The 15,568-nt window shown below is 34.6% G+C and carries 15 protein-coding genes; 1 reads left to right on the top strand and 14 read right to left on the bottom strand.

Going from position 1 to position 15,568, the window contains the following annotated elements; translation table 11 throughout:
- Nucleotides 1-115: 115 nt before the first annotated feature.
- The gene (locus ACFVT8_RS14595) at nucleotides 116-1,402 is read right to left on the bottom strand and encodes an MFS transporter (protein WP_387081209.1); all 1,287 of its coding nucleotides are present in this window, start codon (nucleotides 1,400-1,402) and stop codon (nucleotides 116-118) included.
- Nucleotides 1,403-1,541: 139 nt separating this feature from the next.
- Here ACFVT8_RS14595 and ACFVT8_RS14590 point away from each other — a divergent pair, with 139 nt between their 5' ends.
- Nucleotides 1,542-2,804 (top strand): helix-turn-helix domain-containing protein, encoded by a 1,263-nt coding sequence (locus tag ACFVT8_RS14590; protein WP_387081207.1) that lies wholly within the window; start codon nucleotides 1,542-1,544, stop codon nucleotides 2,802-2,804.
- Between the two features lie 38 nt (nucleotides 2,805-2,842).
- Here ACFVT8_RS14590 and ACFVT8_RS14585 read toward each other — a convergent pair whose 3' ends face one another.
- The 13 genes from ACFVT8_RS14585 to ACFVT8_RS14525 all read right to left on the bottom strand — a co-directional run bounded on the left by ACFVT8_RS14585 (nucleotide 2,843) and on the right by ACFVT8_RS14525 (nucleotide 15,463).
- On the bottom strand, nucleotides 2,843-4,747 hold the full coding sequence (locus tag ACFVT8_RS14585) for an endonuclease MutS2 (protein ID WP_387081205.1): 1,905 nt from the start codon (nucleotides 4,745-4,747) through the stop codon (nucleotides 2,843-2,845).
- 569 nt (nucleotides 4,748-5,316) lie between these two features.
- Complete coding sequence (locus ACFVT8_RS14580; RefSeq protein WP_387081204.1) at nucleotides 5,317-5,535, bottom strand: hypothetical protein; 219 nt, start codon at nucleotides 5,533-5,535, stop codon at nucleotides 5,317-5,319.
- A 342-nt stretch (nucleotides 5,536-5,877) separates the two neighbouring features.
- Nucleotides 5,878-6,312: a universal stress protein gene (locus tag ACFVT8_RS14575; protein WP_053592903.1), complete on the bottom strand. Its 435-nt coding sequence runs from the start codon at nucleotides 6,310-6,312 to the stop codon at nucleotides 5,878-5,880.
- Between the two features lie 36 nt (nucleotides 6,313-6,348).
- The gene (locus ACFVT8_RS14570) at nucleotides 6,349-7,587 is read right to left on the bottom strand and encodes a CynX/NimT family MFS transporter (RefSeq protein WP_387081202.1); all 1,239 of its coding nucleotides are present in this window, start codon (nucleotides 7,585-7,587) and stop codon (nucleotides 6,349-6,351) included.
- A 260-nt stretch (nucleotides 7,588-7,847) separates the two neighbouring features.
- Complete coding sequence (locus ACFVT8_RS14565) at nucleotides 7,848-8,420, bottom strand: helix-turn-helix domain-containing protein (protein ID WP_387081201.1); 573 nt, start codon at nucleotides 8,418-8,420, stop codon at nucleotides 7,848-7,850.
- A 395-nt stretch (nucleotides 8,421-8,815) separates the two neighbouring features.
- On the bottom strand, nucleotides 8,816-9,115 hold the full coding sequence (locus ACFVT8_RS14560; RefSeq protein ID WP_387081200.1) for a hypothetical protein: 300 nt from the start codon (nucleotides 9,113-9,115) through the stop codon (nucleotides 8,816-8,818).
- 365 nt (nucleotides 9,116-9,480) lie between these two features.
- Nucleotides 9,481-10,386, bottom strand: coding sequence for an EamA family transporter RarD (rarD, locus tag ACFVT8_RS14555; RefSeq protein WP_387081198.1), 906 nt, complete (start codon nucleotides 10,384-10,386; stop codon nucleotides 9,481-9,483).
- A 108-nt stretch (nucleotides 10,387-10,494) separates the two neighbouring features.
- Nucleotides 10,495-11,022, bottom strand: coding sequence for a hypothetical protein (locus ACFVT8_RS14550; protein WP_387081196.1), 528 nt, complete (start codon nucleotides 11,020-11,022; stop codon nucleotides 10,495-10,497).
- A 117-nt stretch (nucleotides 11,023-11,139) separates the two neighbouring features.
- Nucleotides 11,140-12,312, bottom strand: coding sequence for a toxic anion resistance protein (locus ACFVT8_RS14545; RefSeq protein WP_387081194.1), 1,173 nt, complete (start codon nucleotides 12,310-12,312; stop codon nucleotides 11,140-11,142).
- Nucleotides 12,313-12,379: 67 nt separating this feature from the next.
- Nucleotides 12,380-12,640, bottom strand: a complete 261-nt coding sequence (locus ACFVT8_RS14540; protein ID WP_387081192.1) for a hypothetical protein — start codon at nucleotides 12,638-12,640, stop codon at nucleotides 12,380-12,382.
- Between the two features lie 147 nt (nucleotides 12,641-12,787).
- The gene (locus ACFVT8_RS14535; RefSeq protein ID WP_387081191.1) at nucleotides 12,788-14,038 is read right to left on the bottom strand and encodes an ABC transporter permease; all 1,251 of its coding nucleotides are present in this window, start codon (nucleotides 14,036-14,038) and stop codon (nucleotides 12,788-12,790) included.
- Entirely contained in the window at nucleotides 14,016-14,921 is a 906-nt protein-coding gene (locus ACFVT8_RS14530) for an ABC transporter ATP-binding protein (RefSeq protein ID WP_387081190.1), read from the bottom strand. The genes ACFVT8_RS14535 and ACFVT8_RS14530 overlap by 23 nt, the downstream gene beginning before the upstream one ends.
- Nucleotides 14,922-14,932: 11 nt before the next feature.
- A complete protein-coding gene (locus ACFVT8_RS14525) occupies nucleotides 14,933-15,463 on the bottom strand; it encodes a DUF2812 domain-containing protein (RefSeq protein WP_387081189.1) in 531 nt (176 codons plus the stop codon).
- Nucleotides 15,464-15,568: the final 105 nt, after the last annotated feature.

Genomic DNA, 15,568 nt, shown 5'->3' with positions numbered 1-15,568 from the left:
CGCTGATAAAACTGCTTTTATCGCTGATAAACCCTCATTAATCGCCGATAAAACTGCTTTTATCGCTGATAAGCCTCATAAATATGGTTTCCACCTTTATCTTCAAAGACGGACATTAATTTGCTACACTCTCACTTACTATCTTTTGTTCATAAAACTCTGGATGAGCTTCTTTTAAGATAGATGTCCGTAGCAAGACTAGTGAGAGGGTAATAATAATCACACTTGTTACTGGCAAAATAACAATCGCTGGTAAAGTATCGTATAACATGCCATAAACCACCATACCAATTGGCATCATCGACATAGCCATCGTTTCCATTAACCCAAAGACACGCCCACGGTATTCTTCGGTAATATTTTTTTGCATATACACCCCGATTGGCATATTAATACCCATTTCAAAAATAGCGAAAATAAAATAAATGATAAGGTAAAAGATAACAATTGTTACATATGAAAATTCAGTTACTAATGGAATCACTGCTAGCCCAACACTACCAGCCAATAGCAGTAAGCTAATTTTCGAGAAACGTAATGGTGCCTTCACCTCTGATCTTGTCGCAAAATAAAGGGAAGCTGCTAGCATACCCGCTGCACCCGAAGCCTCAATAAAGCCAAAATGCGTGGACTTTACTTTGAGCAATTCAATAATAATATAAGTTCCTCCAACAGCGATTGCTGAGAAGAATAAGTTAATCCATAAGGCAACCCACATAATCGTTTTAATGACTTTTTGTTGTTTAATATAACGAAAGCCACCATTAAGCCCTTCCCACATTTTTTCTTTTTTCACATCTTCCCTTCTTGTACTATAGAGGTTAAAATTCATCGTTGCTTCTAAGCAAAAGGCAATGGCATAAGCCACCATATTGACCATTAAAAATGCGTCCATCTCAAAGAAGCCGTACATCATTCCCCCAATTACTGGTCCCCCAATCATAGCTACAGACGTCGACAATTGGTTAAATGACATGGCACGCTGTAAACGCTCTGGATTAACAAGCGTTGCAATCGCAGATGAAAACGTTACCCCAGAAAAAGCAGAGCAAATTGTATTGAACACAGTAGCTGTATAAACCGCATACACCGATAAGCCTACCGTTTCTGTGTAAAGCAATAAGCCCCCTACTGTCAAAATGGTACCAGCTTGTGCAAGTAGAATTGTACGCTTTTTCGAAAAATTATCAGCCACATAACCTGCTAATGGAGCTACAAGTGCACGTGGTAACACGGAACAAATCATATTGGTCGCAAAGCTCATCGCCGAACCTGTCATAGCTAAAATATACAAACTAATTCCAAAAGCCATCACATGAGATCCTAACATGGCAATCATTTTACTGGCAGTAAATGTCCATAAATGATATGTCGCCTTTTTATATTTTTGCTCTTCATTCATTTAAAATCCCTCCATATTTTTAATTAGGTTAAAAAGTTTAATTTAATTAAACAAAATATAACATATCTTCCGCTTTCCACGCAAGAAAAAGTTTAATATAATTAAACAAAGGGCACATTAATAAAAAGGAGGCGAGGCAATGAACTCTTTAGGTACAAGAATTCGTAAATTAAGGAAGGAACAAAAATTAACATTAGAGGCACTTGCCGGTGATCGTCTAACAAAAGGTATGTTAAGCCAAATTGAAAATGATAAGGCCAAGCCTTCGATGGAAAGTCTTGATTATATAGCGGAACGTTTGGGAGTAAAAGCAAGTGAGTTACTTGAACAAGTAACACCTTCCTCGCTACGTCAACTTTTAGAGCAGGCAGAAATTTTGTTTGCACCATTAAACGTTGGTCATATAGAAAATGCGCAGCAAATTATAGAGATGATTAAGCCTTATGTAGAAGAGCTTCCGCTAAGTTATGAAGCAGGTCGTTTACTGTATATATACGCTGCAGCACAATATTTTGCTGAATTAACGACATGGGAATCACCGCTTCAACAAGCTCGGATTATGTTTAAAGAAATTAATTTACTAAGTCATTGGTTTGAAACCTATATATTACAGTTGGGAATATTATCGGAAGAACGAAACTACAAAATGGCTTATTCTTGTATTTTACAGGCGAAAGAAGAGGCTGAGCAGGAAAATTACCAATTAGATTCGCGAGATACTGTGAAAATGGCTTATTATATCAGCGTTTTTCAGGTAGCAATTGGCGAACTTGAAGCAGGTAAACAGCTCATTAATGAAACCATTAATAATGCACATAAAAATCAATTTTACTCTTATATAGATGATATGTATCGTATTGGGGCGTTTTGCGCCATGATTGACCATGATTTCGAGCAAGTAGAGCATATGTTGAAGAAGCTTGAGCAGTATCGGATTTTTGCCGAACAAGTGGATGTTGACGCTTTTATTTTCGGATTACGTGCACATTATTATAACAGTTACACTCACGATTATCAGATGGCATTAGAAGAAATAGAACGTTATGGCGCACTTATGCATGAAGAGGGTTCGATTAAACCGATTAAACTTGATAAAAATTTTTACTATTCAGAAAAAGGAAAATCCTTATATTTGCTTGGTCAATATGAAGAAGCTAAGGAAGCATTTGAACATTTTACAAGCGTTCCCCCCTTTATCTTACATCCATTTGACATATTAAGTTTAAATGAGTGCTTTTCCTATAAAGCTCTTTGCTATGCTCATTTCGGTGAGTTAACAACTGCCTACGAAATCGCCAAAATGGCCTATATGGATTCTCAGGATTTAATTGATCTTCCTTATAAAGAGAAAATTGAAGAAACTTATTTTTCAATTAAAGCACAAATAAATTCGGTTCAATAGATATAAAAGGGATTGCACAATGTGCAATCCCTTTTATTTTAGCTCGATTTATCTCTCTTCATTTCCTTCTGAATCTTGCGAAGGGCTTTTTTCGAACCGCGCTCTATGTCATGTTGAAGCTTGCGTTCTTTATAATCTACAAACAATGTCTCTACATCGTATCCTTCTGGGTATAATTCTGTTGCCTGTAGCTCTAATTCCAGTCGCTTAACATTTACCTTTAAGAATTCTCCCTCATAGAACACAACAACATTATAGAAATTATCCATTTCTTGATAAACAATTCCAACGTCATCATAGTCTAACAGCTTTACACGATCTCCCTTTTTAAATTCATACTTTACTTTGGTTCCCTCATGCAAAATCTTAGGCGTCCTGATTTTACTGTCATTTACTCTTTCTAGATGATATTCTTTATTATCAATATAGCCCTTCGCTCTTTGTAATACGGTTTCACGTATATTCATTTTCTTAGAAATCCATAGGGCATTACTTTCTCCTGATGTTCCGATAACTAATTTATACAAAGGTTCTAATGTTTCACTATTAAAACGCATAGCCGCATTCATAAAATCACTATGCATTTCAGAGAAACGCTTAATTTCTCCATAGTGAGTAGTTGCCACTGTCATACAGCCCATATGATAGAACTCCTCTAAAATGGAAATCGCCAGAGCTGCTCCTTCATTTGGTTCCGTACCACTTCCTATTTCATCAAATAGCAAAAGAGTATTATTATTGGATGCCCTCATAATATCTGAAAGATTTTTCATATGGGATGAAAACGTACTAAGTGCATTTTCAATACTTTGATTGTCCCCAATATCTACAAAAATATGATCAAATACAGCTATTTCAGTACCTTTATCGGCAACAATATGGAAACCCGACATTGTAGCCAATGTTAATAAGCCAATAGTTTTTAGGACCACGGTTTTACCACCAGCATTCGGTCCTGTAATGATTAAGCTGCGATAATCTTTACCAATTTCAAAATGAAGTGGTACCGCCTTACCTGTTAACAGTGGATGCTTACAATTAACGAGCTTAATATAGCCATAATCATTTAAGGTTGGTTCTTCGCCTCCAATATGCTTACTAAACTTGGCTTTGGCAAACACCATATCATATTGGCTAATTAACTCCATATTGATATTGATTTCACGAACATTTTCCATCAAGAGCCCAGATAATGTCGCCAAAATCTGATATTCCTCCACCGCTTCCTCTGCCTTTAAAGTGGCCAATTCCACATTAAATTTTGCTACTGCACTTGGTTCCATAAAGACCGTTGCACCTTTAGATGAAACCTCTACAATTGTCCCTTGCACATGATTTTTATAAGAAGCTTTAATGGGAATCGTGTATCGATCATCCTTTTTACTTATAAAGAATTCCTGGATATATGTTTTATTGGCACTATTATTTAAAAATTTAGTTAAGCGGTCTTTAATTTTTTCCTCTGTTGTTTCGATATGATTACGAATACGCTTTAACTCTCTACTAGCAGCTGAATCAACACGATTTGCTTTAATCGCAAAGTTAATCTCCTCTTCCACATTTTTAAACTCAGACATCGAATTAGCATAAGATGCAAGTACTGGTGCAAAAAATTCCTTCTCCAGCATAAATTTTTTAATTTTTCTACAGCCTCTTAAAAAGTCAGAGATGCTAACCAATTCACTAGGGTCTAAAATAATCCCCTTTTCAAGTTTTTTAATGGTGTTTTCAATATTCGATACCCCTAAAAATGGGACATGACCTTTCGCATCTAAAATCGCTCGTGCCTCAGTCGTTTCATTTAAACGATTTTTAACAATTTTCAAATTTGCGCTCGGCGTTAATTTATCTAATAATTGTTTACCTAATCCACTGACACAGTATGATTTAACGACTTCCTTCAATTCATTGTATTGTAACTTTTCAAAAGTAGTATGATTCATTTTATAATTTCTCCTCACTATGATTTTCCATAATCATTCATGAAGATACCTACTCATTAGATAGCAATGATTTTATATTGGCTCTACATCTAATGTTGGAGTGAGGCACTAGGTGAAGTCTCACCAAGGTTACGACAACTGTCCTTCCCTTTGTAGGGACTCCTCAACAAATAGTTTGAAAACCTTTATATTCAATTAAAAAACAAAAAAGCTGTGGGGATCCCACAGCTTTTACATTACAAGGCATGTGTAAAAAGCATCGTGAAAAAGACCTCATCAAAACGAAGACATTCAGTGCATTACACGCTTTATAAAGTATTGTAGGTATCTTCATAGGTATCGAAATAAATCTACGACTAAATAAGGGGTCATTTTATGACACAAATCCCCTGTCGTCATTAAATTTACTTCATTTAGTTGTTCCTATTTAGAACCTACCGCACTCATCAAAAGCACCTCTCATTTATATAATTTATAATCATTGTTATCTAATTGATTGACATCATATTACTATATGCTGGCAAAAAAGTAAAGTTCCTTATTTTTGTCTAACAATAAAGGAAATTCGATTACCTATAAACAAAAAAACTTACAAATAAGCAACCTAGACCAATTAATATGTAAATTATTTTAGTAACCCAATAAGGTAATTTATCTAACCAAAGTGCTAATAAGTCCCAAAGAATAGAGTCACTCCCACCGAAACCTTCAACTTCATGTACTTTCGGATTATGTCGAATTCCAAACATTAAGAAACCTATTCCAATGATTAACACAATAATACTCATACTATCCAAAGCATTCTGCCTTTCTATTTTAATAGTTTCTTCTAATTTTAAAATCATCCCTTAAGAATTTAGATGACCTAATCTTTTAGGACTTGATATTTCTCTACAAGTCAATAGTTTTTTCAGAGCATTCGTACCACCGCTCGTTTTTTTCTTCATTATAAATAAAAATACCCTATAAGATGACCTTTTTAAAAGTGTCTATCTTATAGGGTACATTTTAGTTAACCTGGCTAACCTTATATTGCGAATAGATACATTAATGAGGGAATTGCTCCCGAAAACAATTCTATTTTGAAACTAGAGGATCTCCTAGATAGAAATTATCTAATCATTGTTTCATCAATGTACAATTAAGACGGAACATTTTGATAATTGAGCGACTTTATGGCTGACACTACCAAGCATTAATTCCTTCATTCCACTAAGTCCACGACTGCCAATGATAATAAGTTCCTGTTCATGTTCTTTGGCATATTCTAAAATTTGATGGGAGGGGTCTCCTTTAAGATGGATTGTTTTTATGGACATTCCCCCAGCAGATATTAGTTTGTTTTTGGCCTTTTCCAGTATTCTTATACTCGACTTTTCCAATTCATTCAATACATCCTCCAGATAATCCTCTGGGACATAGGTTAAACCCGTTGTTACATTTTCCTTACTAACATTCACTAGTGTTACATTAGATTTCTCGTTATTGGCAATACTCAACGTTGCCTCTAATACTTTGCTATTCATATCGGATTCATCTATAGCGACAAGAATTTTATTTAACATATTTATCATCCTTTCATTCCAAAATTATATGTTATATTATTTGGCTGGACCTATATATCGCTCTCTGGCTGCACCAAGACCACACACAAAGAGTAGGACCGATGCACCAACTAATATTAAAAGTGGAATCGTCCAGCTATTAGTTGCATCATGAATAAAACCAAATAGGGTTGGACCAACAGCCGCAAGTAGGTACCCAATTGATTGGGCCATACCGGATAATTCCGCAGCCTGTTGCGCATTCCTTGTGCGCAAGCCAAAAAACATCATGGATAGGCTAAATGCGAAGCCTCCTCCTATGCCTAGAGCGATGATCCACAACACGATTAATTTAGAGCTACCGTATAGTAACCCGAACGTCCCGATTAAAAGTAAAATCGATGTAATAGTCACTAACGAACGTTGACCAGACATGCGTCCTGCAATGACCGGGACGATGAAAGTAAAAGGAAGAAGAGCTAACAGCATAACAGAAAGCATCAAGCCAGACTGACTCGAATTCAATCCCTGTTGCTTAAGAATTTCTGGCAGCCATGCAACAAGTACATAAAAAATCATGGATTGCAGTCCCATAAATAAAGTTACTTGCCAGGCTAGTGCCGAACCCCACAAATTCACATGACTATCAGCAGTTTTATTGTGAACTCTATCCCTTTTCTCGTTACGATGTTTCATTTGTGGTAACCAGAATAAAATAGATATAAAGCTTAAAACGCCCCAAATTCCTAATGCACCTTTCCAGCCAAATCCCATCCCAAGAGCAATAGGAACACTTACACCCGACGCTATTGCTCCAAATAAATTCATAGAAATGGAATACACACCCGTCATTAAGCCAATTCGTTCAGGAAATTCACGTTTGATCAGGCCAGGTAACAATACATTACCGACTGAGATAGCCAAACCAAGAACAGCCGTACCGATATATAAAGCTACAACACCTGAAAGGGAACGTATAATAATACCAACAGTCAGAAGGACAATGGAACCCAAAATAATTCGTTCCACCCCAAGTTTTTGTCCCAATTTAGGTACAATAGGTGAAAAAAGCGCAAAAGCTAATAATGGTAGCGTGGTAACCATTCCTGCCAATGTATTTGAAATATTCATATCATCCTTGATAAGACCAACTATTGGTCCTACTGAGGTCAAAGGGGCCCGTAAGTTAGCAGCAATAAATACAATACCAACAATCATTAGCCAAACGGCAGATTTACCAACAGTTGAAATGGCTCCTTTATTTTCTTTTTTAGTTACTTTGTCCATTGAACTCATCTTATTTCCTCCTAGATTTTTGAAAAACTCATATATTGTAGTTTGTTCATGATGATTTACTTTAAAGATGAATAATAAACGAAAAAATAATATTCATAACCAATCACATTTAGTATATTATAATATACAATTAACTTAAGTAATGAATACTATAATATATTTATTTAGGTTTGTCTATTCATAAATAGTAAAAAAATGCTCCAATCCATTAAGTGGATTGAAGCATTCCTTGCATCGGGTTAAGATAGGAGAAAAGAAATTTAGATTCCGTATTTCAATATGATATGAATAACTACAACATCGTTAGTACGATTGGCATATGAATGTGTGCCATCTGTAGAAAAACTAATCGAATCATATTGATTCAAGATATATGACTCATTATTAACATTAATTGTAATTGTTCCGGACATGATAGTTGCAAGTTCAGTTGTATTATGATGATGTTTTTCCGGATGGTAGAAGCTATTTGGCTGTAAATAAGCACGGTACATTTCCATATCTTTATTTGTACTATTTTGAAAAATCGGCTCAATTACCCAGTCATTTCCGTCACCATTAAATCTAAGCCCTTCCCCAGCCCGAGACAGATTCACATTGTTTTCAGTTGGGAATAATGCCATAAGTGGTATGGATAAGCTTTTCGAGATTTTCCATAAAATCCCTATTGTAGGATTTGTTTCTCCGCGTTCTATATTTCCTAGCGTAAGCTTACTCACACCTGATAATTCTGATAAATCTTCAAGACTTAAACGCTTTTCTTTACGAAGTTTTTTTAGTACAGCTCCTACTTGTAAAACAACTTGTTTTGGATCCTCAGTTTCTAAATTCATTTAAAGCCACCCTTTGCAATATCATGAGAAAATATAAAGTCAATTAATTTTTTTATATTATAGTGGATAAAATAATAATAAACAAACCAGTTTATATAATATACAAAAAGCCCCTTGACCTATGCTTTTCTAACTATTCTACTGTATGGAAGCTGTAATGAAATTGAGATTCGCATCAACAGACCCAAATATACAGGTTTTTATTCAGATAACATACTCTGCATAATCTTGAAAAGTACTATTCTAGCCCTGTCTATTGCATTAAAAGCTGTATAAGCAATGTTCAAAGAAAAATCCAAAAAATGTTGGTTTAACCGCATTTCTTGAATTTCGATCTCTTTCCTAACTTTCATTCGGGAACATTATTTTAAATGAAACTCCATGATTTATAACCATTAAAACCTAATTGTTTTTTTAGGTGGTGTCTTTGGAACATCTATTAACCTCGCGACATTCTTGCCTTTATTAAATTTCACCTTGTTCAACCAATAAATAAAAGCATCTGTACGGTAAGAAACACAATAAGTAATATTTCCATCTTCTCTATATTCAAACCAATAAGGATGTTGGTTCTTTCTGTCAAATAACCAATCCCAAAATTCCTCTTGTAACCGATTAATATTTCTCCCTACTTTTGTAGGACAAATCATATACTCTATATCATCTTCATAATCAAATCCTACTTTAACAATCATGTTACATTCTCCCTTTTTATGTACTGAATTTTGCAAGTTGTAGAATTCTACATGCATAATGGATAATACAATAAATGTAATTATATGCTTTATATTTTAAGTTCGCAAAGCGTCGTCTGGTAATATTCCATAAAAGTTGTTATTCAACAATCTGGCCCGATTGTTGAATAAGAAAATTATCAAACTTTATTAAAAGACCACAATAAAAAATACATCCATTATCTCAATAAAGATTTAATGGATGTATTTTTATATACAAATAAAAGTTTGATTATATATAATCAAACTCAAATCCTCTAAACATAAGGTCTGGTTTTATTTTATTATACTATTTACCCTATATTATAATATCTACAAGTCCTTTTTTAGGCAGATTTATGATGAGCCCTTCTTACTTCAATGATTTTCGATCCTGAAAACAGTAATAAGGCTGCCCAAATAATGCTAAATGCCAAAAGCTCTATTTGACTAAACGGTTCCTTATAAAGTACGATCCCTATAACTAACGTAATCGTTGGCGATACGTATTGAATAAAGCCTAATAAATAGAGTGGAATATTTTGTGCACCTTTCGCAAATAAAATTAACGGTACTGCTGTCACGATACCACTTATAATCATGAGGATGTCTGTTTGCACATCAACATGTAAAAATGAAGCTTGATCCGTTGTAAAAAGGTAAATATAGTAGCCTAATGCAAACGGTAAAATAAATAACGTTTCAATGGCTAGACCTCTTGTCGCATCAAGCTTAATTTTCTTTTTCAGAACACCATAAATAGCGAAGGATATAGCAATAAGAAGAGCTACCCATGGGATTGATCCATAATTTATCGTTAAAATAATAACAGCAATAAAGGCAATTCCGGTAGCCACCCACTGCGCACGACTAAGTGCTTCTTTAAAGAAAATAACCCCTAAAATAACTGACAGTAAAGGATTAATATAATAACCTAAGCTTGTTTCAATTAAGTGGTTATGGTTAACTGCCCAAATATATAAATACCAGTTCATCGAAATAACAAATGAAGCTCCAGCAAGCTGCCAAAAATGCTTTTGGTGTGACCATAAATATTTTAAGTCTGCGAGAAGATCCTTGCGCATTCCAAATACTATTACTGCTAGTACTGTAAAGACAAAGGACCAAATGACGCGCGATAATAAAATTTCCATACTCGGTACATGTTCAAGTAGTTTCCAATAAAGCGGAAATGCACCCCAAAAAGCATAGGCAAAAAATGCTGCCAAAACCCCTTTTTTCTCATTTGACATTGCCTCTAACTCTCCTACTCTGTTTTGAATCTATAAGACTTTGCGTAATATTACCTTTGAAGAATAGACTAATTATAGGGCTTTGATTGAAAACTGTAAATGACAAATTTACTCTTTATGTTCTGATTCAAGCTCAGAAATATATTTACGCACCATACTATAGCTGATATCAGGATTAATTTGACGTTTAATACGAATGTGAATTTCTTTTATACCAACGCCCTGCTCCCGCATATCGCGTATCATAGATTTTAACGGACCTGACAGTGATTCCTTAGATAAAGCAGTATGTTTACTTAATTCAATTAATAGCTCTGTATTTTGTCTACGAATCTCCTTCAGCTCTTCTACGACACAATTATATTCCATTAACTTTTTTTGCAAGACCGCATTTTGATGCTTCATTTTTTGCATATCATCTATAAGCTGTATATTTTGTTTCTTTAAATTTTTTTGATCCCGCTCTAAAACATATTGCTTCTCATCTAAATTTTTATGTAAAGCATGATATAGCTCTTCTATATGCACTAATTCTTGATAGCGTCTTTGCGATAATAGATTAAGTGGTTCTGTCATATTAATAGCAAGTGTTCCATCTTTTAATGTTTCACATAACGGTATAGCTTTGTTTAACATTTTCCCGCTTCCTTCACATTTGCAAAATAATTCTCATTGGTCTAATTATCATATTTATTTCTTATTTGTCAATATAAAAAAAGCCTCTTGCGAAGAGAGACGCAAGAAGCTTTACGATTACATTTTTTTCAGCTTTTCGTATTCAAGTTGCAAACGTTCAATACGTTTACGGCCTTCTTCACGATTTTTCGCTGTTTCGGCTTGAATTTGCTTCGTTTCCTGAATACCAGACATAATTGTTTGCCATGTCGTTTCAATTGTTTCGATTTTTATGCTTGGGCTACCAGCCGCACGGGCGATATTAACACTATTTTTACTAATATTTTCTGCATTTCGTACAAGCATTTCATTCGTACGACGGTCTAATTCACTCATTGAATCTGAAATAAGCTTTTGGCGCTTTAACGTCACAGCATGAATAAGTCCTTGCTTAAAAATAGGAATTGTCGTCACAAACGCAGAGTTAATTTTAGCAATTAAATGGTTATTCCCTTGCTGCATTAATCGAATTTGTGGAGCAGACTGGAATGAAACTTGCTGTGCCATTTCTAAATCATATCGACGTTGTTCTAGTAAATCAACGGCACGTAGCATCGTTTCATATTCCATTGCCGCTATTTGATCACCAGTTTGTGCTTTTTGTTCTAGTGCTGGTAATGATGAACGTACATCATCTGTTTTCACTTCAATTGCAGCAATAAATTTACTTAAAGTTTGGAAGTAATTTAAATTTTGATCATATAAATTTTCAAGATCAATTGTATTACGTTTCATTTCACCTTCGTATTTTTGAACCTCACGGAAAATGACATCAACTTCCTTGTTCATGCTGTCATATTTGGATAGAAACTTTTCTAATTGTTCCTTTCCTTTACTAAACAGCTTAGTAAGGAAACCACCTTTTTTGTCCTCCGCAAAATCTTGAGGATCAAATTTATCCATAATTCTATTTAAATTATTTAATAATACACTTGATTCCTCAAGCTTACTTGTTTTCATCGTTGCTAGCATTTTATCTGAAAAAGTAGAAATACCATTCGCAGTTTCTTTTCCAAGCTCCAGCATAGCAATTTGGTCTTTGACATCAATTTTTTGTGCTAATGCATGAACCTCAGGATCTTGCTTTAAAGCAAGTTGATTTTGAGCAATTTGTGATAGTTCTTGCTCAGAAACAAGTACTGGTTTTTTTGGCTCTTGCTCCACTTGTAATAATGGATTAGGCTGTAATAATGGATTTTCTGATGCAAATGGATCTTTTGATTTTAATAGGTCGTTGTCGAATTCAGACATAAAAATTTTACCCCCTGCGATTTATCTCTTTTATTTACATACGATTTCAAGCTAAAAAAGTTTCATTTTAGTCAAGTCTTACAAAATAAGAGTCACTTAATATATATGAACCCTCATGATGTTCAAGTTGAAAGCTATAATGAGATGTATTAGGACTATTGACAAAAAGCTTTAATCGCTCACGGTTATTTAAAATTTCTGCCAATTCATTTCTCATAGGTAGCTGCTGCTCAAGCTTCACAAAGAACTGTTCTCTCTCCTCTTGAGTTGCTAGGCGCTGAATTGGTGTTTTTTTTAATAATGCTTCAATCTCTGTTTGAGATAACATAACTTCACCCTCTTACATAAATTATAGCTTGTTTCAGTAGGAAATTCGACTGAAACCACGAAATACTTTACATTGTTTTCTATTATTAGAATATTTGGGTTACATACCATATAAAAAAGCAGCTACTTAATGTAGCTGCTTCCATCATCATGTTGTCACTTTTAGTACGGTCTTAATTTTTTGAATAACGCCACCTGTACTATAAGTTAGCACACTGCGTTTATAGAATGATATGCTGAATAAGTAAGCTACAATAATTGTTGCGATTAAAATACCTAACGATAAAAGTGGTACCGTTACGCCTATATCAGTAGCCCCGATACGCATCGGCATAATCATTCCAGACGTAAATGGAATATAAGAGAATATCTTAATGATAAGAGTATCCGGATTCCCCATTCCCGATAACATAACATAGAAACCAATTAATGTAATCATCATGGCTGGCATTAATACTTGACCTGCTTCTTCAACTTTAGACACTAAAGAACCGAATAGTGCGCCAACAATTAAATAAAGAATAATTGTTAATAGTAAGAATAGCACGGCATATATGACATAACCAATCGATAATTCACTAACGATACTAGCTGCCATATCCCAAATAACACCGTTCTTCGCAAATTTCGCATAGATTAGGAAGACAACTATAATAATCCCCATCTGTGTTAATGCGAGTAACAATACACCAGCAATTTTTGCTTTAAAATGGGTAGCTGGTTTAACACTTACTAGTAGCATTTCCATTGCACGTGAACCTTTTTCAGTCGCAATTTCCGTTGTAATCATAGATAGGAATGTAGAAATAAAGAAATAAATTAAAATACCTACTGCATAAGATACAAATTGTCCTGATTGTTTTTCTTCTTCGCTTTTACCACCAGTAGACTCTGTATTTAAGTTTTTATCAGTAATAATCGTTTTGGCATCCATAATTTGAGCTGCTTGGTCTGGTGTTAATGATAACTGTTGTACAGCATAATTTTGGCCAGCAAGTTGCAATATCGAATTTATCGCACCTTGATCATTTAGTTTCAACGGAGTGAAAGTGGCAATTTCAGCATGTAGCTGTCCATCTTGATCTGTTATTTTAACGATTGCATCTAGCTTTTCGTCTTTGACCTTTTTCTCTAGCTCCGATATATTCGATTCTTTTTGTATAAATTCCATATCGCCATTCGATACAAAGAGACCACTTAAATCAGCTGTTGTTTCATTGACGATTGCAATTTGTTGCGCTTGATCATCACCTGTAAAAAGCTCTTTAATATCTGACCAGAATACTGCAACGGACATCCCAAGTATATAAATGGCTGTCATTACAACAAAGGATTTTGATTTTATTTTTGATGTGTAAAGCTGTTTCATTAATAAATTAAACTTCGACAACGTTGCCACCTACCTTATCTTTAAAGATCTCATCTAATGATAAATAATCTAAGCTGAATTTTTCTATATATTTACCATTGGAAAGCTTCTCGAAAATACTTTGTGCATAGCTCTCATCCTCTAGAGTAAGCACAGTTTGCTCTTTCTCCACTCGGACATCTTTGACTCCTTCTAGTGTCAACAATTGAGTGGTCGACCACTCTGTACGCACTGCTAATCTCGTTTTTCCGTATTGTTTCTTTAAATCTAGTAAACTACCTGAAAATAGAGAGACTCCACGTTTTAAGAGACAAAGATGATCGCACAGCTCCTCTACATTATCCATCTGGTGACTAGAGAACAAAATCGTTGTGCCCTGTTCTTTTAAATGTAATATTGCATCTTTCAGTAAATCTTTATTCACAGGATCCAGTCCACTGAATGGTTCGTCTAGTATTAAGAACTGCGGTTTATGAATAAAGCTAGCAATCAATTGTACTTTTTGCTGATTCCCTTTTGACAACGTTTCAGCCTTATCTTTTCGTCTTTCATCGAGCTCAAATCGATTAATCCAATAATCAATCTCCTTCTTTAACTCCGACTTCTTCATGCCACGTAGCTCGCCGAAAAAGTAAAGCTGATCCTCTACCTTCATCGTCGGAAAAATGCCTCGTTCCTCTGGTAAATAGCCAAGTACATCACGGTTGATGGCATTAACGGGTTTGCCATCCCATGTAATCGTACCAGCCGTTGTCTCCTGTAAATCTAAAATCATTCGGAACGTCGTTGTTTTACCGGCTCCGTTTTGTCCAATCAGCCCAAAAATCTCCCCTTTTTCAATCGTAAAGTTTAGATTATCGACTGCTGTGAAATCTTTGTATTTCTTTGTGACACGCTCTAATTGTAATGTCATTCTTTTCCCTCCTACGCTTCAAATATATGTAATTCTTGTTGCAGCCCTTTTTTACGTCTTTCAACCTTCAAAATTTGTGTACACATTATTATTACGACTACAAAATTTATAGATGATACTCCCGTGGTTAAGATTATTTCTGTTGATTCACCAAGTAAAATATAAAGATTGATAAATCCAATTAATAAATTAAGAAATGTTACAGCAATAAAAAGGCGGCTTATTAATGTTAAATATTTTATTTTCGAAGAACTATCTGAAAATAATTCAAATGGACCTTCTGATTTCTTTTTTCGGTAATAAGCCCATACTCCAAATTTTGAAACAAACTCAATATTCATCGTCTCTAAAAAATCAAAGTAGTCCTGCTTTTTACCTTTGACTAGTTCATTCCGATATATGTATTGACCGGGTTCCCCTTTTTCAAAAATAAAGTATCCCACCATTGTACGCTTTAGATGCCAACCTTGTGCCGCCATATCATTAACCCATGCTTCTTCCTTTTCATAATCAAGAAAAAAACGATACACCCTTTTTTTCATAAAGTAACACCTCCATTCTATTAATCTTATAAAACTGATGTGAACTCTTGGTTAAATATGCGCCTTATTAGTAGTTTTATCACTACGCATTTAAATTAATTGATT

The sequence above is a fragment of the Lysinibacillus sp. NPDC058147 genome (assembly GCF_042884205.1).
Classification (GTDB): Bacteria; Bacillota; Bacilli; order Bacillales_A; family Planococcaceae; genus Lysinibacillus.
Note: the sequence above shows the minus strand (reverse complement) of the source record. Positions and strands in the feature narration are given on the sequence as shown.

Bases quoted from the DNA above. Each gene is read 5' to 3' on its own strand.
- ACFVT8_RS14525 (WP_387081189.1), bottom strand. From the start codon at position 15,463: ATGAAAAAAAGGGTGTATCGTTTTTTTCTTGATTATGAAAAGGAAGAA.
- rarD (WP_387081198.1), bottom strand. From the start codon at position 10,386: ATGTCAAATGAGAAAAAAGGGGTTTTGGCAGCATTTTTTGCCTATGCT.
- ACFVT8_RS14595 (WP_387081209.1), bottom strand. From the start codon at position 1,402: ATGAATGAAGAGCAAAAATATAAAAAGGCGACATATCATTTATGGACA.
- ACFVT8_RS14530 (WP_387081190.1), bottom strand. From the start codon at position 14,921: ATGACATTACAATTAGAGCGTGTCACAAAGAAATACAAAGATTTCACA.
- ACFVT8_RS14560 (WP_387081200.1), bottom strand. From the start codon at position 9,115: ATGATTGTTAAAGTAGGATTTGATTATGAAGATGATATAGAGTATATG.
- ACFVT8_RS14565 (WP_387081201.1), bottom strand. From the start codon at position 8,420: ATGAATTTAGAAACTGAGGATCCAAAACAAGTTGTTTTACAAGTAGGA.
- ACFVT8_RS14580 (WP_387081204.1), bottom strand. From the start codon at position 5,535: ATGAGTATTATTGTGTTAATCATTGGAATAGGTTTCTTAATGTTTGGA.
- ACFVT8_RS14585 (WP_387081205.1), bottom strand. From the start codon at position 4,747: ATGAATCATACTACTTTTGAAAAGTTACAATACAATGAATTGAAGGAA.
- ACFVT8_RS14540 (WP_387081192.1), bottom strand. From the start codon at position 12,640: ATGTTATCTCAAACAGAGATTGAAGCATTATTAAAAAAAACACCAATT.
- ACFVT8_RS14545 (WP_387081194.1), bottom strand. From the start codon at position 12,312: ATGTCTGAATTCGACAACGACCTATTAAAATCAAAAGATCCATTTGCA.
- ACFVT8_RS14570 (WP_387081202.1), bottom strand. From the start codon at position 7,587: ATGAGTTCAATGGACAAAGTAACTAAAAAAGAAAATAAAGGAGCCATT.
- ACFVT8_RS14590 (WP_387081207.1), top strand. From the start codon at position 1,542: ATGAACTCTTTAGGTACAAGAATTCGTAAATTAAGGAAGGAACAAAAA.
- ACFVT8_RS14550 (WP_387081196.1), bottom strand. From the start codon at position 11,022: ATGTTAAACAAAGCTATACCGTTATGTGAAACATTAAAAGATGGAACA.
- ACFVT8_RS14575 (WP_053592903.1), bottom strand. From the start codon at position 6,312: ATGTTAAATAAAATTCTTGTCGCTATAGATGAATCCGATATGAATAGC.